The organism is Parviterribacter multiflagellatus (assembly GCF_056863265.1).
On record NZ_JBXPIZ010000005.1, the window covers coordinates 105,774 to 124,843 of the forward strand.

At 71.9% G+C, this 19,070-nt stretch carries 19 protein-coding genes; 17 read left to right on the forward strand and 2 right to left on the reverse strand.

Features of this window, described 5'->3' with window-relative positions; translation table 11 throughout:
* The first annotated feature begins 5 nt into the window (after positions 1 to 5).
* Genes AC1UE5_RS12075 through AC1UE5_RS12095 form a run of 5 tightly spaced genes read left to right on the forward strand, consistent with a single transcriptional unit; the run spans position 6 to position 4,729 of the window.
* Complete coding sequence (locus AC1UE5_RS12075; RefSeq protein ID WP_482923562.1) at positions 6 to 515, forward strand: GNAT family N-acetyltransferase; 510 nt, start codon at positions 6 to 8, stop codon at positions 513 to 515.
* 53 nt (positions 516 to 568) lie between these two features.
* A complete protein-coding gene (gene dnaK / locus AC1UE5_RS12080) occupies positions 569 to 2,500 on the forward strand; it encodes a molecular chaperone DnaK (protein ID WP_482923564.1) in 1,932 nt (643 codons plus the stop codon).
* 2 nt (positions 2,501 to 2,502) lie between these two features.
* On the forward strand, positions 2,503 to 3,093 hold the full coding sequence (gene grpE, locus AC1UE5_RS12085) for a nucleotide exchange factor GrpE (protein WP_482923567.1): 591 nt from the start codon (positions 2,503 to 2,505) through the stop codon (positions 3,091 to 3,093).
* A gap of 14 nt (positions 3,094 to 3,107) precedes the next feature.
* A complete protein-coding gene (dnaJ, locus tag AC1UE5_RS12090) occupies positions 3,108 to 4,238 on the forward strand; it encodes a molecular chaperone DnaJ (protein WP_482923569.1) in 1,131 nt (376 codons plus the stop codon).
* The gene (locus tag AC1UE5_RS12095; protein WP_482923571.1) at positions 4,235 to 4,729 is read left to right on the forward strand and encodes a heat shock protein transcriptional repressor HspR; all 495 of its coding nucleotides are present in this window, start codon (positions 4,235 to 4,237) and stop codon (positions 4,727 to 4,729) included. Before dnaJ ends, AC1UE5_RS12095 begins: the two co-directional genes overlap by 4 nt.
* Here AC1UE5_RS12095 and AC1UE5_RS12100 read toward each other — a convergent pair.
* Together AC1UE5_RS12100 and AC1UE5_RS12105 are read right to left on the reverse strand one after the other, a co-directional pair.
* Positions 4,712 to 6,130, reverse strand: coding sequence for a GntT/GntP/DsdX family permease (locus AC1UE5_RS12100; RefSeq protein WP_482923574.1), 1,419 nt, complete (start codon positions 6,128 to 6,130; stop codon positions 4,712 to 4,714). The genes AC1UE5_RS12095 and AC1UE5_RS12100 overlap by 18 nt on opposite strands.
* An 18-nt stretch (positions 6,131 to 6,148) precedes the next feature.
* Positions 6,149 to 6,556, reverse strand: a complete 408-nt coding sequence (locus AC1UE5_RS12105) for a hypothetical protein (protein ID WP_482923577.1) — start codon at positions 6,554 to 6,556, stop codon at positions 6,149 to 6,151.
* 82 nt (positions 6,557 to 6,638) lie between these two features.
* Between AC1UE5_RS12105 and clpB the strand changes: the two genes are divergently transcribed.
* Genes clpB through purL form a run of 12 tightly spaced genes read left to right on the forward strand, consistent with a single transcriptional unit; the run spans position 6,639 to position 19,032 of the window.
* Positions 6,639 to 9,200 (forward strand): ATP-dependent chaperone ClpB, encoded by a 2,562-nt coding sequence (clpB, locus tag AC1UE5_RS12110; protein ID WP_482923579.1) that lies wholly within the window; start codon positions 6,639 to 6,641, stop codon positions 9,198 to 9,200.
* 48 nt (positions 9,201 to 9,248) lie between these two features.
* On the forward strand, positions 9,249 to 9,530 hold the full coding sequence (locus AC1UE5_RS12115) for a GYD domain-containing protein (protein ID WP_482923581.1): 282 nt from the start codon (positions 9,249 to 9,251) through the stop codon (positions 9,528 to 9,530).
* Positions 9,531 to 10,793 (forward strand): phosphoribosylamine--glycine ligase, encoded by a 1,263-nt coding sequence (gene purD / locus AC1UE5_RS12120; protein ID WP_482923584.1) that lies wholly within the window; start codon positions 9,531 to 9,533, stop codon positions 10,791 to 10,793.
* Positions 10,790 to 11,263: a 5-(carboxyamino)imidazole ribonucleotide mutase gene (gene purE, locus AC1UE5_RS12125; protein ID WP_482923586.1), complete on the forward strand. Its 474-nt coding sequence runs from the start codon at positions 10,790 to 10,792 to the stop codon at positions 11,261 to 11,263. The genes purD and purE overlap by 4 nt, the downstream gene beginning before the upstream one ends.
* Positions 11,260 to 11,817: an NUDIX domain-containing protein gene (locus AC1UE5_RS12130; protein ID WP_482923589.1), complete on the forward strand. Its 558-nt coding sequence runs from the start codon at positions 11,260 to 11,262 to the stop codon at positions 11,815 to 11,817. Before purE ends, AC1UE5_RS12130 begins: the two co-directional genes overlap by 4 nt.
* Positions 11,814 to 13,145 (forward strand): adenylosuccinate lyase, encoded by a 1,332-nt coding sequence (gene purB / locus AC1UE5_RS12135; protein WP_482923592.1) that lies wholly within the window; start codon positions 11,814 to 11,816, stop codon positions 13,143 to 13,145. Before AC1UE5_RS12130 ends, purB begins: the two co-directional genes overlap by 4 nt.
* 18 nt (positions 13,146 to 13,163) lie before the next feature.
* On the forward strand, positions 13,164 to 14,522 hold the full coding sequence (locus tag AC1UE5_RS12140) for an adenylate/guanylate cyclase domain-containing protein (protein ID WP_482923594.1): 1,359 nt from the start codon (positions 13,164 to 13,166) through the stop codon (positions 14,520 to 14,522).
* Between the two features lie 4 nt (positions 14,523 to 14,526).
* Complete coding sequence (locus tag AC1UE5_RS12145) at positions 14,527 to 15,033, forward strand: DUF4188 domain-containing protein (RefSeq protein ID WP_482923596.1); 507 nt, start codon at positions 14,527 to 14,529, stop codon at positions 15,031 to 15,033.
* A gap of 48 nt (positions 15,034 to 15,081) precedes the next feature.
* Entirely contained in the window at positions 15,082 to 15,975 is an 894-nt protein-coding gene (locus AC1UE5_RS12150) for a phosphoribosylaminoimidazolesuccinocarboxamide synthase (protein ID WP_482923598.1), read from the forward strand.
* A gap of 3 nt (positions 15,976 to 15,978) precedes the next feature.
* Complete coding sequence (gene purS / locus AC1UE5_RS12155) at positions 15,979 to 16,200, forward strand: phosphoribosylformylglycinamidine synthase subunit PurS (RefSeq protein WP_482923600.1); 222 nt, start codon at positions 15,979 to 15,981, stop codon at positions 16,198 to 16,200.
* Positions 16,197 to 16,859 (forward strand): phosphoribosylformylglycinamidine synthase subunit PurQ, encoded by a 663-nt coding sequence (gene purQ, locus AC1UE5_RS12160; protein ID WP_482923602.1) that lies wholly within the window; start codon positions 16,197 to 16,199, stop codon positions 16,857 to 16,859. The genes purS and purQ overlap by 4 nt, the downstream gene beginning before the upstream one ends.
* Positions 16,852 to 19,032, forward strand: coding sequence for a phosphoribosylformylglycinamidine synthase subunit PurL (purL, locus tag AC1UE5_RS12165; RefSeq protein ID WP_482923604.1), 2,181 nt, complete (start codon positions 16,852 to 16,854; stop codon positions 19,030 to 19,032). The genes purQ and purL overlap by 8 nt, the downstream gene beginning before the upstream one ends.
* The last annotated feature ends 38 nt before the right edge of the window (positions 19,033 to 19,070 follow it).

The following is a 19,070-nucleotide window of genomic DNA, read 5'->3' on the forward strand; positions in this document are numbered from 1 at the left end:
GGTCGGTGAAGATCACCGACCCGCAGCCCACCACCGTCTGGTACCTGCAGCTCGACGAGCTGAAGCCGTCGTCCAAGACCGCCGACGTGCGGCGCGCGGAGGTCCCGTTCGGCCCGTTGAACAAGCTGTTCTACGACGAGATCGGCAAGGACTTCCACTGGACGAACATGCGCGGGCAGAGCGCCGCCGAGTGGCAGTCCTGGGCCGAGTCGGTGGAGACGTGGATCGCGTACGACCGCGGCACGCCGGCGGGCTACGCGGAGATCGCGCCGTTCGCCGGCGGGATCGACCTGCGGACGTTCGGGCTGCTCGAGCCGTTCCGCGGCCGCGGGATCGGCGGCGCGTTCCTCACGCGGGTCATCGAGCGGCAGCTGGAGCTGGCCGCGGCGGAGGGCCTGCCGGTCACCGTCAACACCTGCGAGCTGGACGGTCCGCACGCCCGTGCGAACTACGAGGCACGCGGGTTCGTGCTGGCCCGTGAGACCACCGAGATGCGCCCACGGTTCGCCGCGTGAAGATCTTCTACACTGAGGCTCAGATTTCTTCCGCAACGAATCCGTAGGAGACCATGGGCAAGACGATCGGCATCGACCTGGGCACCACGAACTCGTGCATGGCCGTCCTCGAGGGCGGCGAGCCCACGGTGATCCCCAACTCGGAGGGCGGCCGGACCACCCCGTCGGTCGTCGCGTTCACGCAGGGCAACGACCGGCTGGTCGGCACCGTCGCGAAGCGGCAGGCCGTCACCAACCCGGGCCGCACCATCTTCTCGATCAAGCGCTTCGTCGGCCGCAAGGAGGCCGAGGTGCGCGAGGAGGAGTCGATGGTCCCGTACAAGGTCGTCAGCGGACCTGGCGGCGACGCGCGCGTCGACATCGACGGCAAGCAGTACTCGCCGCCGGAGGTCAGCGCGATGATCCTCCAGAAGCTGAAGGCCGACGCCGAGGCGTACCTCGGCGACACCGTCGACAGCGCGGTCATCACCGTCCCCGCGTACTTCAACGACGATCAGCGCCAGGCGACCAAGGACGCCGGCAAGATCGCCGGCCTCGACGTCAAGCGCATCATCAACGAGCCGACCGCGGCCTCGCTCGCGTACGGGCTCGACAAGGAGGAGGATCAGACGATCCTCGTCTTCGACCTCGGCGGCGGCACGTTCGACGTGTCGGTGCTCGAGATCGGCGACGGCGTGTTCGAGGTCAAGTCCACCGCGGGCGACAACCACCTCGGCGGCGACAACTTCGACAAGGCGATCGTCGACTGGCTCGTCGCGGAGTTCAAGAAGGCGCAGGGCATCGACCTCGCGTCCGATCCGATGGCGCTCCAGCGCCTGTACGAGGCGGCCGAGAAGGCGAAGATCGAGCTCTCGACGGCGCAGGAGACCCAGATCAACCTGCCGTTCATCACGGCGGACCAGTCGGGCCCCAAGCACCTCGACGAGCGCCTCACCCGCGCGAAGTTCAACGAGCTGACCTCCTCGCTCATCGACCGCGTGGTCGCCCCGGTGCGCCAGGCGCTCGACGACGCGAAGGACAAGGGCGTCACCGACGTCCAGCACGTCGTCCTCGTCGGCGGCATGACGCGCATGCCGGCCGTCCAGGAGAAGGTCAAGGAGCTCACGGGCAAGGAGCCGCACCGCGGCGTCAACCCGGACGAGGTCGTGGCCGTCGGCGCGGCCGTCCAGGCGGGCGTCCTGTCGGGCGACGTCAAGGACGTCCTCCTGCTCGACGTCACCCCGCTCACCCTCGGCATCGAGACCAAGGGCGGCGTGATGACCAAGCTCATCGAGCGCAACACGACGATCCCGACCCGCAAGTCGGAGGTCTTCTCGACGGCCGAGGACAACCAGCCGTCGGTGGAGATCCACGTGCTGCAGGGCGAGCGCGACATGGCGACGTACAACAAGTCGCTCGGCAAGTTCCAGCTCACCGGCATCCCGCCGGCGCCGCGCGGCGTGCCGCAGATCGAGGTCGGGTTCGACATCGACGCCAACGGCATCCTCAACGTGTCCGCGAAGGACCTGGGCACCGGCAAGGAGCAGAAGATCGAGATCCGCGCGGGCGGCGGCCTGTCCGACGACGAGATCAAGAAGATGGTCCAGGACGCCGAGTCGCACGCCGACGAGGACAAGCGCCTGCGCGAGCTGGCCGAGGCCCGCAACAACGCGGAGAACGCCGCGTACCAGGCCGAGCGCCAGCTGAAGGACCTCGAGGACCAGATCGACGAGTCCTCCAAGTCCGACATCGAGCAGCGCATCAAGGACGTCCGCGAGGCGCTCGCCGGCGAGGACGCGGCCGACATCAACGCGAAGGCCGAGGCGCTGCAGACGGCGTTCCACGCGGTCTCCGAGGCGATGTACCGCAAGGCGCAGGAGCAGCAGGCCGCGCAGGCGGGCGACGGCCCGGCCGGCGGCGCCCCGAACGGCAACGCGGGCGCCCAGGCGGCCGACGACGCCGAGGAGGACGTCGTGGACGCCGAGGTCGTGGACGAGGGCCGCTAGCAGTGAGCGACGAGACCCGGAAGACCGAGGTCGCCGAGGAGGAGGGCGCGCCGGAGAGCGCGCCCTCGCCCGAGGCTGCCGCCGACGCGGAGGCGCAGGCCCCCGCGGGCGACGGCGCGGCCGAGGTGGAGGAGGACCTCGCGCAGCTGCAGGCCAAGGCGGCCGAGCGCGACGAGTTCCTCCAGCTCGCCCAGCGCACGCAGGCGGACTTCGAGAACTACCGCAAGCGCGCCGCGCGCGAGCAGAGCCTCGCCGAGCAGCGCGGCATCGCCAAGGTCGTCAAGGAGCTGCTGCCGGCGCTCGACAACCTCGAGCGCGCGCTGGCCGCGTCGCAGTCCCAGCCGGATGGCGGCGAGCACCACCTGACCGAGGGCATCCGGCTCGTGCAGTCGGAGCTGATGGCCGCGCTCACCCGCGTGGGCGTCGAGGGCTACTCGCCGAAGGGCGAGGTCTTCGACCCGAACGTGCACGAGGCGATGGTCCAGCAGCCCGTCGAGGGCGCCGAGTCCGGCACCGTCGTCGAGGTCTACCAGCAGGGCTACAAGCTCGCCGAGACGGTGATCCGCCCGGCGCGCGTGGTCGTGGCGGCGTAAGGCAGCACGCGGCGATGGCTCAGCAGGACCTCTACAAGGTGCTCGGCGTCGGCAAGGGCGCGTCCGCGGACGAGATCAAGAAGGCGTACCGCAAGCTCGCCCGCCAGTACCACCCGGACCGCAACCCGGACGACCCCAAGGCCGAGGAGCGGTTCAAGGAGGTCCAGCACGCCTACGACGTGCTCGGCGACGCCGACAAGCGCAAGCAGTACGACCGCGGCGGGCTGAACCCGTTCGCGGGCGGCGGCGCGGCCGGTGGGGCGGGCGGCGCCGGCGGGTTCGACGCCGGCTCGTTCTCCGACATCCTCTCCAACCTGTTCGGCAACGCCGGCGGGCGGGGCGGCGCACGCGGCGGCGGAGCGGCGGGCGGCGCGTCCACGGGGCGCGCCCAGTCGTCCGAGCGCGGGCGCGACCTCGAGACGGAGGTGTCGCTGACGTTCGAGCAGGCGGTCGCGGGCGCGCAGGTGTCGCTCACGGTCCCGACCAGCACGCGCTGCACGACGTGCCATGGCACCGGCGCCCGCCCGGGCACCGCGCCGAAGGTCTGCCCGCGGTGCAACGGCCGCGGGGTGGAGTCGCAGGGCCAGGGGCTCTTCTCGATCTCCCAGCCGTGCTCGCGCTGCGGCGGCTCGGGCACCGTGATCGAGGATCCGTGCCCGACGTGCCAGGGCTCGGGCTCCACGAAGACGGTCAAGAAGTACAAGGTCAACATCCCCGCGGGCGTCCGCGAGGGGAGCCGCATCCGCCTGGCCGGCAAGGGCGAGGCGGGGCGCCACGGCGGCCAGCCCGGCGACCTGTTCGTGATCACGCACGTGCTCGAGTCGCCCGTGTTCAAGCGCAAGGGCGAGCACGTCGAGGTCGAGGTGCCGTTGACGATCCCCGAGGCGCTGCGCGGCGGCGAGATCGAGGTGCCGACGCTCAACGGGCGCAAGCGCCTGCGCGTGCCCCCGGGCACCAAGCACGGCACGGTCCAGCGCCTGCGTGGCGAGGGCCCGCCGCTGCTCGGCGGCAAGGGCCGCGGCGACATCCACTACCGGTTCGTCATCGACGTCCCGGACCAGCTGACGAGCGAGCAGGAGAAGCTCGTCGAGAAGCTGTCGAAGTCGATGAACGGCGACAACCCGCGGGCGGGGCTGTTCGCATGAGCACGCAGCGGCGCCGCACCACGACGCGCATCGACGTCTCGATCGACCGCGGCGTCTTCATGATCTCCGTCGCCGCGGAGCTCGCCGAGATGCATCCGCAGACGCTGCGGATGTACGAGGCCCGCGGGCTCATCGAGCCGCAGCGCTCGCCCAAGGGCACGCGCCTGTACTCGCAGGCCGACGTCGAGAAGCTCCGCCGCATCCAGGAGATGACGGCGGAGCTCGGGCTCAACCTCGCGGGCGTCGAGCGGGTGCTCGACCTCGAGCAGCAGCTCGCGCGGGCCAAGCGCAAGATCGAGCTGCTCGAGAAGCAGCTCGCGGAGTCCCGCCGCGAGGCCGAGGCCTCCTACCTCCAGGCCCAGCACGTCCAGCAGCAGGCCCAGCGCGGCGAGCTCGTCCCCTACCAGCCGCAGCCCACCGACCTCGTCCCGCTCCCGCGCGACGAGGCGGACGCCGACGCCGCCGCGGCGGCGTCAGACGACCAGGCTTAGGAGCATCACGAAGACGATCCCGGCGACGGAGATGATCGTCTCCATGATCGACCACGTCTTGATCGTGTCCTTCACGGACATGCCGAAGTACTGGTTGATCAGCCAGAAGCCGGCGTCGTTGACGTGGGAGAAGAAGAGCGAGCCGGCGCCGATCGCCAGCGCGAGGAGCGGTCGGTCGACGTCGGTGCCCGCGACGATCGGCGCCATGATGCCCGCCGCCGTCACCGTCGCGACCGTGGCGGAGCCGGTCGCGAGGCGGATGATCACCGCGACGATCCACGCGAGGATGAACGCGCTGACGTCGAGCCCGTCGACGGCGTTGGCCATCGCGTCGCCGATCCCGCTGTCGATGAGGATCTGCTTGAACCCGCCGCCCGCGCCGATGATGAGCAGGATCGAGGCGGCCGGCGCGAGCGACTCGGTCATGAAGCCGCTGATCGTGTCGCGCGAGAAGCCGCGCGCGGTGCCGAACGACCACATCGCGAACAGCACGCCGATCAGCAGCGCGACCGCCGGCTCGCCGACGAACTCGGCCCACTCGCGCACCTTGTCGTCCTCGTCGAGCGTGACGTCGGCGAGCGTGCGCGCGAGCATCAGGAAGACCGGCAGCAGGATCGTCACGAGCGTGATGGCGAAGCTCGGCGGGTTGTCGGTCTTCACCTCGCGCGCGACCTGGTCGCGCAGGTCCTTCGGCGGGTCCGCGTGGGCCCAGTTCGTGCAGAGCTTCGCGAACAGCGGCCCGGCGATGATCACCGTCGGGATCGCGATGATGAAGCCGTAGAGCATCGTCGTGCCGAGGTTCGCGCCGACCGCCTCGATCGCGATCAGCGGTCCCGGGTGCGGCGGGAGCAGGCCGTGCAGCACGCTCAACCCCGCCAGCGCCGGGATGCCGACGAGCAGGTACGTGTTCCCGCCCGCGCCGGCCTCGCCGCGCGCCTCGCGCGCCTGCTGCACCCGCCGCGCCATGACGAAGATGACCGGGATCAGCAGCACGACGCCGATCTCGAAGAAGAGCGGGATGCCGACGATCATCGCCACGAGCGCCATCGCCCACGGCGCGCGGTCCGGCCCGCTGCGGTCCAGCAGCGACGACGCGACGCGGTCCGCGCCGCCCGACTCGGCGAGCAGCTTGCCGAGCATCGTGCCGAGGCCGAGGACGAGACCGACGCCCGCCAGCGTGTCGCCGACGCCGCCCTCGAGCGAGTCGATGACGCCGCTCGGGCCGAGGCCCGCCGCGAGGCCCATCCCGATCGCGCCGATCAGCAGCGCGATGAACGCGTGGATCTTCCACTTCGCGACCAGCAGCACGATCGCCGCGATCGCGAGGAGCGCGTAGATGACCAGCTCGGTGTCGCTGGCCGAGCCGGAGACACCCTCCGTCGTGGCGGCGAGGATCGACACGCGGGGCGGCGGCCCGGCCTAGGCGGTCGGGCCCTGGTGCGTGCCCTGCGTCGTCTGCTGGTCCTTCTCGCGGGTGATCCGCTCGACCTTCTCGCGGCCAGGGTTGTCGAGCGGCAGGTCGTGCGGGGTGATCTCGTCGTGCGCCTCGGGCGTGTCGCCGAGCGGCCGCTCGAAGCGGGCCTCCTGGCGCGGGAAGTTCGACTGGCTGTCGGCGTCGCTCCCGCCCTCGGTGCGGCTGCGGCCCGCGATCACGCGGTACGCCACGGCGGCGGCGAGGCAGATCACGGTCAGGATCAGGACCGGGAAGCCGAACTCCGAGTCGGCGGCGAACGCGACGGCGATGACGGCGACGGCGATCGCGACGCCGACCAGCGTCAGCGCCGGGAACCGCCGCTTCTCCTCGCCCTGGAACTCCTGGTTGGCCATGGCGCGGTCGTACCCACTCCGCGCGCGCGACAAGCCGTCGCCGGCCAGCTACACTGATCTCAGTCCGACCGACTGAGATTTCATGCAGCCAGATCGCTTCACCATCAAGACGCAGGAGGCCATCCGCGACGCGGGGCGTCTCGCGGAGGCGCGCCGCAACCCGCAGGCGACCCCCGAGCACCTCCTCGCGGTCCTCCTCGAGCAGGACGGCGGCATCGTCCCGTCGGTCCTGCGCAAGCTCGGCGTGCCGGTCTCCCAGATCCGCACGCCGCTCGACGCCGCGATCGCCGGCCTGCCCACCATGGGCGACGGCGGCGAGGTGTCCGGCCAGCCGTCCTCCGAGCTCATCCAGGTGCTGCGCGGCGCCGAGCACGAGATGCGCGAGCTCAAGGACGAGTTCATCTCCACCGAGCACGTGCTGCTCTCGCTCGCCGGCCACGGCTCCAAGGCGGGCGACGCGCTGCGCTCCGCGGGCGCGACGAAGGAGCTGCTGCTCCAGGCGCTCGGCGAGGTGCGCGGCTCCAAGCGCGTCACCGACCAGTCGCCGGAGGACAAGATCCAGGCGCTGGAGAAGTTCGGCGTCGACCTCACCCAGCGGGCCGCGAAGGGCGACCTCGATCCGGTCATCGGCCGCGACGACGAGATCCGCCGCGTCGTCCAGGTGCTCAGCCGCCGCACGAAGAACAACCCCGTGCTGATCGGCGAGCCGGGCGTCGGCAAGACGGCGATCGTCGAGGGCCTCGCGCAGCGCATCGTCTCCGAGGACGTGCCCGAGTCGCTGCGCGACCGGCGCGTCGTCGCGCTCGACCTCGGCGCGCTCATCGCGGGCTCGAAGTACCGCGGCGAGTTCGAGGACCGGCTGAAGGCCGTCCTCAACGAGGTCAAGGAGGCCGAGGGCACGGTCATCCTCTTCATCGACGAGCTGCACACGATCGTGGGCGCCGGCGCGGCGGAGGGCGCGGTCGACGCCGCGAACCTGCTCAAGCCGATGCTCGCCCGCGGCGAGCTGCGCGCGGTCGGCGCCACGACGCTCGACGAGTACCGCAAGCACATCGAGAAGGACGCGGCGCTCGAGCGGCGCTTCCAGCCGGTGATGGTCGAGGAGCCGTCGGTCGAGGACGCGATCGCGATCCTCCGCGGCCTGAAGGAGCGGTACGAGGTGCACCACAGCGTGCGCATCACCGACCCGGCCGTCATCGCCGCGGCGACGCTCTCGCACCGCTACATCACCGACCGCTTCCTGCCCGACAAGGCGATCGACCTCATCGACGAGGCGTCGTCCAAGCTCCGCATCGAGATCGACTCGGTGCCGCAGGAGATCGACGAGGTCAAGCGCCGCGTGCTCCAGCTGGAGATCGAGCGCCAGTCGCTCGAGCAGGACACCGACGTCGCGTCGGTCGACCGGCGCGAGGCGATCGAGCGCGACCTGGCCGACCTGAACGAGCAGCTGTCGGAGATGACGGCGCGCTGGCAGGCGGAGAAGGACGCGATCGGCCACGTCGGCCAGCTGCGCGAGCAGCTCGAGCGGGCCAAGAAGGACATGGAGGCCGCCGAGCGCGAGGCCGACCTGGGCCGCGCCGCCGAGCTGCGCTACTCCACGATCCCCGAGCTCGAGAAGGCGCTGAGCGACGCCGAGCAGCGGACCGACGGCAACGAGGGCTTCCTCCAGGAGGAGGTCACGTCCGAGGACATCGCCGAGGTCGTCGCGAAGTGGACGGGCATCCCGGTCAACCGGCTCATGGAGGGCGAGGTCGAGAAGCTCGTCCACATGGAGGAGCGCCTGCACCAGCGGGTCGTCGGCCAGGACGAGGCGGTCGAGGCCGTGTCGAACGCGCTGCGCCGCTCGCGCGCGGGGCTGAGCGATCCGGACCGGCCGATCGGCGCGTTCCTCTTCCTCGGCCCGACCGGCGTCGGCAAGACCGAGCTGGCGCGCGCGCTGGCGGAGTTCATGTTCGACACGCAGGACGCGATGGTCCGCATCGACATGTCGGAGTACATGGAGAAGCACTCCGTGGCCCGGCTCGTCGGCGCGCCTCCCGGCTACGTCGGCTACGACGAGGGCGGGCAGCTGACCGAGGCGGTGCGGCGGCGTCCGTACGGCGTCGTGCTGCTCGACGAGGTCGAGAAGGCGCACCCGGACGTGTTCAACATCCTGCTCCAGGTGATGGACGACGGGCGGCTGACCGACGGCCAGGGCCGGACGGTCGACTTCAAGAACGTCGTGCTGCTGATGACGTCGAACATCCCGGGCGGCCGCAGCGGCGCGGAGGGCCACTTCCGCCCCGAGTTCATCAACCGCCTGGACGACATCGTCGAGTTCGCGCCGCTGTCGCGCGACCAGATCGGCGCGATCGTCGACCTGCAGACCGAGCGCGTGCTGCAGCGCATCGCCGCGCGCGGCATCACGGTCACGCTCACCGACGCGGCCAAGCAGCTCATCGGCAACCTCGGCTACGACCCGACCTACGGCGCCCGCCCGCTCAAGCGGGTCATCCAGAAGCACCTGGTCGACCGCCTCGCGATCTCCGTCCTGGAGGGCGAGTTCCGCGACGGCGACGTCGTGCAGGTCGACGCCGGCGCCGACGGGGAGCTGACGTTCGCCAAGGGCGTCGTCCCGGTGGGCGAGGCCACGATCACCCTGTAGCCGCGGATGTGCGTGCGGCATGCGGGCGTTTGAGATACAAACGCCTGCATGCCCACGTACGTGATGTTGTCGACGCTGACGCCTGAGGGCGTCCAGACGATCAAGAACAACCCGCAGCGCATCAAGGAGGTCAACAAGGAGATCGAGCAGCTGGGCGCCGAGGTCAAGGCGCAGTGGGCGACGCTCGGTCACTACGACTTCGTGAACGTCGTCGAGGCGCCCGACGACCAGACGATGTCGCGGGTCTCCATCGAGTTGAGCTCGCGCGGCACCACGCGCTTCGAGACGCTCGTGGCGATCCCGATCGACGACTTCATCGCCGGGCTCTAGTTGAAGGTCCTCGTCGTCGGACCCGGTGGGCGCGAGCACGCGCTCGTCCGGGCGCTCAAGCGCGCGCCGAGCGCGCCCGAGGTGCTGGCCGCGCCCGGCAACCCCGGCATCGCGCGCGACGCGCGCGTGCTCGACGTGCCCGGCTCGGACATCGCTGGGCTGGTCGCGGCGGCCAAGCGGGAGCAGGTCGACCTCGTCGTCGTCGGTCCGGAGGCGCCGCTGGTTGCGGGCCTCGTCGACGCGCTCGCCGCGGAGGGCATCGCGGCGTTCGGCCCGACCCAGGACGTCGCGCGGCTGGAGGGCTCCAAGGCGTTCGCCAAGGAGGTCATGGAGTCGGCCGGCGTGCCGACCGCGCGGTACGAGACGGTCACCACCGTCGAGGACGGCCTCGCGGCGATCCCGCGCACCGGCGGCTACCCGACCGTCCTCAAGTACGACGGGCTGGCGGCCGGCAAGGGCGTCGTCATCGCCGAGGACGAGGAGACGGCGCGCGCGACGCTCCACGAGTTCCTCGTCGAGGGGCGCTTCGGCGGCGAGGCGGTCGTCGTGGAGGAGCACCTCGTGGGCGAGGAGCTCTCCCTGCTCGCGCTCTGCGACGGCGAGCGCGCCGTCCCGATGGCGCCCGCGCAGGACTACAAGCGCATCTTCGAGGGCGACCAGGGCCCGAACACCGGCGGCATGGGCGCGTACTCGCCGGTCCCCGGGACGCCCGACGTGCACGAGCTGGCCGCGGCCGTCCACCAGCCGGTCATCGACCTGCTGAAGGAGCGCGGCACGCCCTTCCACGGCGTCCTCTACGCGGGCCTGATGCTCACCGCGGACGGCCCCAAGGTGCTCGAGTTCAACGTCCGCTTCGGCGATCCGGAGACGCAGGCCGTCCTCCCGCGGCTGCGCACCGACCTCGCGGAGACGCTCGCGAAGGCGGCGCGCCCCGGGGGCCTGGAGGGCGTGACGCTCGACTTCGCGCCCGACTACGCGGTGACCGTCGTCCTCGCGTCGAAGGGCTACCCGGAGTCGTCGAGCAGCGGCGACGTGATCGCCGGCCTGGACGACGTCGCGGACGGCATCGAGGTCACCCACGCCGGCACCGCGGCCCAGGGCGACGACATCGTCACGGCCGGCGGACGCGTCCTGAACGTCACCGCCCTTGGCGCAACGCCCGCCACCGCGCGGGACGCTGCCTATGCTGCGGCGGACCTGATCACCTTCGATGGCCGTCAGCTGCGGCGCGACATCGCGCAGCGGGCCGTGGAGCGCGCATGACCGACCAGACCGAGACCGAGCCCCTGACCGAGACCGCCACCACCGACCTGGAAGCCCTGGACGAGGGCGCCCCGCGCGTCGGGATCATCATGGGCTCGAAGTCCGACATGGAGACGATGGAGAAGGCGGGCAAGGTCCTCGAGGAGGCCGGCGTCCAGCACGAGATCCGCGTCATGTCGGCCCACCGCGACCCCGAGCTCGTCGCGGACTACTGCAAGAACGCGCGGATGCGTGGCCTGAAGGTCATCATCGCCGGCGCCGGCATCTCCGCCGCGCTCCCGGGCGTGGCGGCCGCGCACACGGACCTGCCGGTGATCGGCGTCCCGCTCACCTCCAGCCTCACCGCGGCGGGCGGCCTCGACGCGATCCTCTCGATCGTCCAGATGCCCCCGGGCGTCCCCGTCGCGGCGGTCGGCCTCGACAACCCGCGCAACGCCGCGCACCTGGCGCTCCGCATCCTCAAGGCGTGAGCGGCGGCGGCGACAAGCCGATCCGCACCCGCTCCTCGCGCACGGTCTACGCCAACCCGTGGCTGACCGTGCGCGAGGACGAGATCACCTGGCCGGACGGTTCGCCGGGCATCCACGCCGTCGTCGACAAGGTGCCCGGCGCGATCGTCGTCCCGTGGGACGGCGAGCGCATCACGCTGGTCGGCATGGTCAAGTACCCGACGCAGCGCTTCCTGTGGGAGCTGCCACAGGGTGCGCTCGACGGCGACCCGGCCGCCGGCACCGAGCAGACGGCCCGCACCGAGCTGCTGGAGGAGACCGGCCTGCGCGCCGGCACGCTCCGAAGCCTCGGCCGCATCTTCTACGCGCCCGGCATCTGCAGCCAGTGGGGCGAGGTCTTCCTCGCGACCGAGCTCGAGCAGGGCGAGGCGCAGCCGGAGGCGACCGAGGTCGGCCTTCGCACGCGCGCCGTCACGCCCGCCGAGCTCGACGCCCTCGTCCTCTCCGGCGAGGTGGCCGACGCCGCCACCATCGCCGCCCTCCACCTCGTTCGCATCAACGGAGTCCCCCTGTGAGCCTGCGCGACATCTCCCCGCTCGACGGCCGCTACGCCCGCCAGGTCGCCGCGCTGCGCGACCACGTCTCGGAGTGGGCGCTGATCAAGCGCCGCGTCCACGTCGAGGTCGAGTGGCTGCTCGCCCTCACCGAGCAGCGCGCGGACCTGCTGCCGCTGCGCGACCTCGTCGCCGGCTTCGACGACGAGGACGCCCAGGCCGTCAAGGACATCGAGGCGCGCACGAACCACGACGTCAAGGCCGTCGAGTACTTCCTGCGCGACAAGGTCCCGGCCGACGTCCGCGAGCTGATCCACTTCGGGCTGACCTCCGAGGACGTCAACAACCTCTCGTACGCGCTGATGCTGCGCGACGCGATCGGCGACGCATGGCTGCCGGCCGCGCGCGAGCTGGTCGACGGCGTGCGCGGGCTGGCGCTCGACGCGCGCGAGACCGCGCTGCTCTCCCGCACGCACGGCCAGCCGGCCACGCCGACGACGTTCGGCAAGGAGATGGCGGTCTTCGTCGCGCGGTGGGAGCGCCAGCTCGAGCAGCTCGCCCGCCAGGAGTACCGCGGCAAGCTCAACGGCGCGGTCGGCACGTACGGCGCGCTGCACGTGGCGGACCCGTCGGTCGACTGGGAGGCGCGCTCGCGGGCGTTCGTCGAGTCGCTCGGGCTGACGTGGGCGCCGGTGACGACGCAGATCGAGCCGCACGACTGGATCGCCGAGCTGTTCCACCTGCTCGCCCGGTTCAACCAGATCCTCGTCGACTTCGACCGCGACGTCTGGGCGTACATCTCGCGCGGGCTCGTCAAGCAGCGCGTCGTGGCCGGCGAGGTCGGCTCGTCGACGATGCCGCACAAGGTCAACCCGATCGACTTCGAGAACAGCGAGGCCAACGCGGGCGTCGGCACGGCGCTCGGCCAGCACATGGCGGCGACGCTGCAGGTCTCGCGGCTCCAGCGCGACCTGTCCGACTCGTCGCTGCTGCGCAACAGCGGCGTGGTCGTCGGCCACTCGCTGCTCGCCATCCGCAGCGCGCTGAAGGGCCTCGGCAAGATCGAGGTCAACGCCGACGCGATGGGCGCCGAGCTGGCGGACGCGTGGGAGGTGCTGGCCGAGGCGGTCCAGACCGTCATGCGCAAGAAGGGCGGCGACGACCCGTACGACCAGCTCAAGGCGCTGACGCGCGGTGCGGGCATCGACGAGGCGCGCCTGCGCGAGTTCGTGGCGGGCCTGGAACTGGATGCGGAGGACCGCCAAAGGCTCCTCGACCTCACCCCCGCGGCCTACGTCGGCCTCGCCGCGCAGGTCGTCGACCACGTGCGCGTCACACCGGATTCCTGAGCCGGTTAGCGTCGCCATGTGACGCTCCTCTGGCTCCTGCTGCTCCTCCCGCTCGCGGGGTTCGGGGTGCTCCTCTCCGGCTCGGAGGAGCACCTCAGGTGGGAGGACCATCCGGCCCACTTCTGGCTCGTGATCGCGACGGCGGGCGTCAGCGCGGCGCTCGCCTGGTCGACCGGCGACGTCGCGCGGCGGCGGGGCGACGCGCGGCTGACGCTCGTCTCGTCCGCGTTCCTCGCGGCGGCCGGCTTCCTGGCGCTGCACGCGCTGGCGACCCCGAAGGTGCTGCTCGACGCGCCGAACCAGGGCTTCACGATCGCCACGCCGGTCGGCCTCGTGCTCGCCGCGCTGCTGGCGGCGGCGTCCGCGGCGCCGATGACGCGGGAGCGCGCGGCGCGGGTCGTCGCGCACGCGGGAACGCTGCGCGCGGCGCTCGTCGCCTGCATGGCCGTGTGGGCCGTCGTCTCGCTCGCGGAGCTGCCGCCGCTGGACGACCCGACGCCGGTCGAGCGCGCGTCCGGCCCGCTGGTGGCGGCGGCGATCGTCGCGCTGATCGCCTACGCCTACGCCGCGGTGCGGTACCTCCAGCTCGCCCGCCGCTCCCGCTCCACCGTCCTGCTCGCCGTCGTCGTCGCGTTCGTCCTGCTGGCCGAGGCGATGGTCGCGGTCGCGTTCGCCCGCAACTGGCACGCGTCGTGGTGGGAGTGGCACGTGCTGATGCTCGCGGCGTTCGGCGCGATCGCGTGGGCGGTGCGGCGCGAGCCCGAGTCCGAGCGCTACAGCGACCTCTACCTCGACGACACCTCGTGCGGCGTGCGCGAGGTGAGCGTGCTGTTCGCCGACCTCGCCGGGTTCACCACCTTCGCCGACGGGCGCGACCCGGTGCAGGTGAGCGCGATGCTCAACGCGACGTTCGAGGCCGCGCTGCCCGCGCTCCAGCGCCGCGGCGCGGAGATCGACCGGCTGATGGGCGACGCGGTGATGGCGACGTTCAACACGCGCGGCGACCAGCCCGACCACGCGGCGCACGCGGTCGCGGCCGCGCACGAGCTGCAGGCGGCGGTCGCGCCGCTGGCGAGCGAGCACCCGGAGTGGCCGCGGTTCCGCTGCGGGGTGAACAGCGGCGAGGCGGTCGTGGGCGTCCTCGGCGCGGGCGCCGGCCGTTCGTACACCGTCGTCGGCGACACCGTCAACGTCGCCGCGCGGCTGGAGGGCGTCGCGGGCGTCGGCGAGGTCGTGGTCGGCGCCGGGACGCTGGCGCGGCTCGACGGGCTCACGGGCGCGGGAGCCGAGCGGCTCGCGCCGGTGGCGGTGAAGGGCAAGCGGGAGCCGGTCGAGGCGTACCGGCTTGCAACGATCGACACAGAAGGCGTAAGGTGACGGAGTGTTCACTCACATCCACAAGGGAAGGTTCTCGGCGACGCTCGACGGCGACTTCGTCGTGTTCGCCCTGGGGATGCGGATCACCAAGCCGCTGAAGGTCCGCGACTGGCTGCCGGTGGCGCGTGCGATGCCGCCGATGCTCAAGGAGCTGGAGGACCAGCCGGAGCTCGGCTGCCTGGGTTCCGAGAAGGCGATCATGTTCGGCGGCCCGGCGGTCCTCCAGTACTGGCGCTCGTTCGACGCGCTGGAGGCCTACGCGCGGGCGCGCGACGCGAACCACCTGCCCGCGTGGACCGAGTTCAACCGCCGCACGCGCGACAACGGCAACGTGGGCATCTGGCACGAGACGTACAAGGTCGAGGCCGGGGCGTACGAGACGATCTACGGGAACATGCCGGCGGTCGGCATGGGCCGGGCCGGGGAGCTGCGGCCGCTGGGCTCGACGACGAGCGCCGCGCGGCGGATCGGCGACCGGCCGGACGACGTGCCGGCGCTGCCCGGCTACTAGGCGCAGCGGGGCGCTGCGCCCGCCGAGGCGGTTGCTAGCTTCCTCCGCATGACGACCGCTCTCGCCGACCTCCCGCTCATCGCGTCCGGGAAGGTCCGTGAGATGTACGACCTGGGCGACCGGCTGCTCATGGTCGCCTCCGATCGCATCTCCACGTACGACGTGGTGCACCCGAACGGCATCCCGGACAAGGGCAAGGTGCTCACCGGGCTCTCCGCCTTCTGGTTCGCCAAGACGGGGCACATCGTCCCGAACCACTTCCTCTCGGCCACCGACGGCGTGCCGGACGAGGTCCGCGGCCGCGCGGTCGTCGTGCGCAAGCTCAAGATGCTGCCGGTCGAGTGCGTCGTCCGCGGCTACATCACCGGCTCGGGTTGGAAGGACTACCAGGCCACCGGCAAGGTCTCGGGCATCGAGCTGCCGCCCGGCCTGCAGGAGTCCGAGCGGCTCCCGACGCCGATCTTCACGCCCTCGACGAAGGCCGAGGTCGGCCACGACGAGGCGATCGACTTCGACCAGGCGACCGAGCTCGTCGGCGACGCCGACTTGGCCGGCAAGCTGCGCGACATCTCGATCTCGCTCTACCAGTTCGCCGCGGACCACGCGCGCGAGCGCGGGGTCATCCTGGCCGACACGAAGTTCGAGTTCGGCCTCGACGAGCACGGCCAGCTGACCATTGGCGACGAGGTCCTGACGCCGGACTCCTCGCGCTTCTGGCCGGTCGACGGCTACGCGCCGGGCCGCGGCCAGCCGAGCTTCGACAAGCAGTACGTGCGCGACTGGGCCTCGCAGACCGGCTGGGACAAGAACCCGCCGGCGCCGGAGATCCCCGACGACATCGCGCGCGGCACCCGCGACCGCTACGTCGAGGCCTACGAGAAGATCACCGGTGAGCCGTTCGCCGACTGGCTGGCGCGCACCGGCGCGTCCGAGGAGGCCTAGCCCATGCCGCGCGTCCGCGTGCTCGTCCGCCCCAAGGAGGGCATCCTCGATCCGCAGGGCGTCGCCGTCGAGCGCGCCCTGCCTGCGCTCGGCTTCGAGGGCGTGTCGAACGTCCACGTCGGGCGCCTGATCGAGCTGGACGTCGAGGACGCCTCGGCCGTGGACGCGATGTGCCAGAAGCTCCTCGCGAACCCGCTCGTCGAGGACTACGAGATCGTCGCGTGAGCGCGAAGTTCGGCGTCATCACGTTCCCCGGCACCTGCGACGACGTCGACGCGCAGCTCGCCTGCGCGCGCGTCGATGGTGTCGACGTCGTCGCGCTGTGGCACGGCGACCGCGACCTGCAGGGCGTCGATGCGGTCGTCGTCCCGGGCGGGTTCTCCTACGGCGACTACCTGCGCGCGGGCGCGATCGCGCGCTTCTCGCCGGTGATGGAGTCGGTCATCGAGTTCGCCGAGAGCGGCGGCACGGTGCTCGGCATCTGCAACGGCTTCCAGGTGCTGTGCGAGGCGGGGCTCCTGCCCGGCGCGCTGCTCCCCAACGTCGGCCTGCGCTTCATCTGCCGCCAGGTGAACCTCGAGGTCGTCGACGCCGACACGCGCTTCACGCAGGGCCTGTCGGTCGGCGACCGGCTCTCCATCCCGGCCAAGCACATGAGCGGCCGCTACTTCGTGCCGGAGGAGCAGGTGGACGAGGTGCGGGTCGTGCTGCGGTACGCGCACGACGGCAACCCGAACGGCTCCACGAACGACATCGCCGGCGTCGCCAACGAGGCCGGCAACGTGTTCGGCCTGATGCCGCACCCCGAGCACGCGGTCGATCCGCTGACGGGCTCGACCGACGGCCTGCGGATCTTCGAGTCGATGGCGCGCGTCCTTGTCTGACGCCACGACCCTCCCCACCGTCGAGGACGCCGTCGCCCTCGGCCTCACGCGCGACGAGTACGCGCTGATCATCGAGAAGCTCGGGCGCGAGCCGAACGACGTCGAGCTGGCGATGTTCTCGCTGCTGTGGAGCGAGCACTGCTCCTACAAGCACTCCAAGAAGCTGCTCGGCACGCTCCCGACCAAGGGGCCGAAGGTCCTGATGGGCCCGGGCGAGAACGCGGGCGCGGTCGACGTCGGCAACGGCACGGCGATCGCGTTCAAGGTCGAGTCGCACAACCACCCCTCCGCGGTGGAGCCGTTCCAGGGCGCCGCGACCGGCGTCGGCGGCATCCTGCGCGACATCTTCGCCATCGGCGCGCGGCCGATCGCGGTGCTCGACTCGCTGCGCTTCGGCGAGCCGTCCTCCGCCCGCTCGCGGTACCTGCTCGACGGCGCGGTGAGCGGCATCGGCCACTACGGCAACTCGATCGGCGTCCCGACCGTGGGCGGCGAGGTCTACTTCGAGGGCCCGTACGAGCAGAACTGCCTCGTCAACGCGATGGCGCTCGGCATCGCCGACGCGGACTCGCTCATCCGCAGCGCGGCCGCGGGCGTGGGCAACGTGCTCGTGCTCTTCGGCGCTTCCACCGGCCGCGACGGCATCGGCGGCGCGTCGGTGCTGGCGTCGGCGGAGTTCGGCGAGGACGACAGCGCCAAGCGCCCGTCGGTCCAGGTCGGCGATCCGTTCGAGGAGAAGAAGCTCCTCGAGTGCTCGCTGGAGCTGCTGCGCTCCGGCCTGCTGGTGTCGCTGCAGGACCTCGGCGCGGCGGGCCTGACCTCGTCGGCCGCCGAGATGGCGTCCAAGGGCGAGGTCGGCATCGAGATCGACGTCGACAAGGTCCCGCTGCGCGAGGCGGGCATGGCGCCGTTCGAGATCATGGTCTCCGAGTCGCAGGAGCGGATGCTCTGCGTCGTCGAGCCGGCTCGGGTGGACGAGGTGCTCGCGCTGTGCGCGAAGTGGGAGGTCCACGGCACGGCGATCGGCCACGTCACCGACACGCGCCGCGTCGTCGTGACGTCGGGCGGCCAGGTCGTGGGCGACATGCCGGTCGAGGCGCTGGTCGACGACTGTCCGCTGTACGACCTCTTCCCCGAGAAGCCGTCCGAGCAGCTCTACCCCGCGCCGGAGGCCGTGCTGGACGGCGGGGAGTCGGTGCGGGAGACGCTGCTCGCGCTGCTCGGCTCCCCCAACATCGCGTCGCGGCTGCCGCTGTTCCAGCAGTACGACTGGCTCGTGCAGTCGCGCACGGTCCGCCGGCCCGAGCAGGCCGACGCCGCGGTGCTCCAGCTCGAGGGCGGGAACGCGATCGCGACCGCGATCGACGGCTCCGGGCGCAAGGTCGCGTGCGACCCGTACTGGGGCACGGTCGGCAACGTGCTGGAGTGCGCGTCGAACCTCGCGTGCGTCGGCGCCGAGCCGCTCGGCACGACGAACAACCTCAACTTCGGCAACCCCGAGAAGCCGCACGTCGCGTGGCAGCTGAGCGAGGCCGTCCGCGGCCTGGGCGACGCCTGTCGCGCGCTCGACGCGCCGATCGTCGGCGGCAACGTCTCGCTCTACAACGAGGCGCCGGACGGGCCGATCTACCCGACGCCGGTCGTCGGGATGGTGGGCGAGCTGCCGGATCCCGCGCGTGCGGGACGGTCGGGCTTCGCCGCCGGCTCTGCCGACGTCATCGCGCTGGCCGGGCCGTTCCGCCCGTCGCTGCCGGGCTCCGAGCTGGCCAAGCTCCGCGGTGAGGCGCTGCCGGATGGGCTCCCGCCGGTCGACATCGCGGCCGTGCGCGCGGCGCAGGAGGCGATCCGCGAGGCGGTTCGCGCGGGCGAGCTGTCGAGCGCCCACGACGTGGCCGAGGGCGGCGTGCTCGTCGCGGTCGCCGAGTCCGCGCTGGCGGGCGGCGTCGGCGCGACGGTCGACCTGCAGACCGGCGACGAGGCCTGGCTCTTCGGCGAGGCCCCCGGCGGGTTCGTCGTGTCGGGCTCGGCGGAGGCGATCGAACGCCTCGGCCAGCGGGTCGAGCTGACCGTGCTGGGCACCGTCGGCGGCGAGGCGCTGACCATCGGGGACGACGCGATCCCGCTTGCCGAGCTGTCTGCCGCGCACGCCGCGCTGGCCACGCTCTTGCCGTAGCAGCGCCCGCACGCGCCGGAACCCCGCATTCTCGCGGG

What these genes read in the sequence shown, in the direction of transcription:
- AC1UE5_RS12150 (WP_482923598.1), top strand. Translation starts at nt 15,082, where the DNA reads ATGACGACCGCTCTCGCCGACCTCCCGCTCATCGCGTCCGGGAAGGTC.
- dnaJ (WP_482923569.1), top strand. Translation starts at nt 3,108, where the DNA reads ATGGCTCAGCAGGACCTCTACAAGGTGCTCGGCGTCGGCAAGGGCGCG.
- purS (WP_482923600.1), top strand. Translation starts at nt 15,979, where the DNA reads ATGCCGCGCGTCCGCGTGCTCGTCCGCCCCAAGGAGGGCATCCTCGAT.
- dnaK (WP_482923564.1), top strand. Translation starts at nt 569, where the DNA reads ATGGGCAAGACGATCGGCATCGACCTGGGCACCACGAACTCGTGCATG.
- purE (WP_482923586.1), top strand. Translation starts at nt 10,790, where the DNA reads ATGACCGACCAGACCGAGACCGAGCCCCTGACCGAGACCGCCACCACC.
- AC1UE5_RS12095 (WP_482923571.1), top strand. Translation starts at nt 4,235, where the DNA reads ATGAGCACGCAGCGGCGCCGCACCACGACGCGCATCGACGTCTCGATC.
- clpB (WP_482923579.1), top strand. Translation starts at nt 6,639, where the DNA reads ATGCAGCCAGATCGCTTCACCATCAAGACGCAGGAGGCCATCCGCGAC.
- AC1UE5_RS12105 (WP_482923577.1), bottom strand. Translation starts at nt 6,556, where the DNA reads ATGGCCAACCAGGAGTTCCAGGGCGAGGAGAAGCGGCGGTTCCCGGCG.
- AC1UE5_RS12115 (WP_482923581.1), top strand. Translation starts at nt 9,249, where the DNA reads ATGCCCACGTACGTGATGTTGTCGACGCTGACGCCTGAGGGCGTCCAG.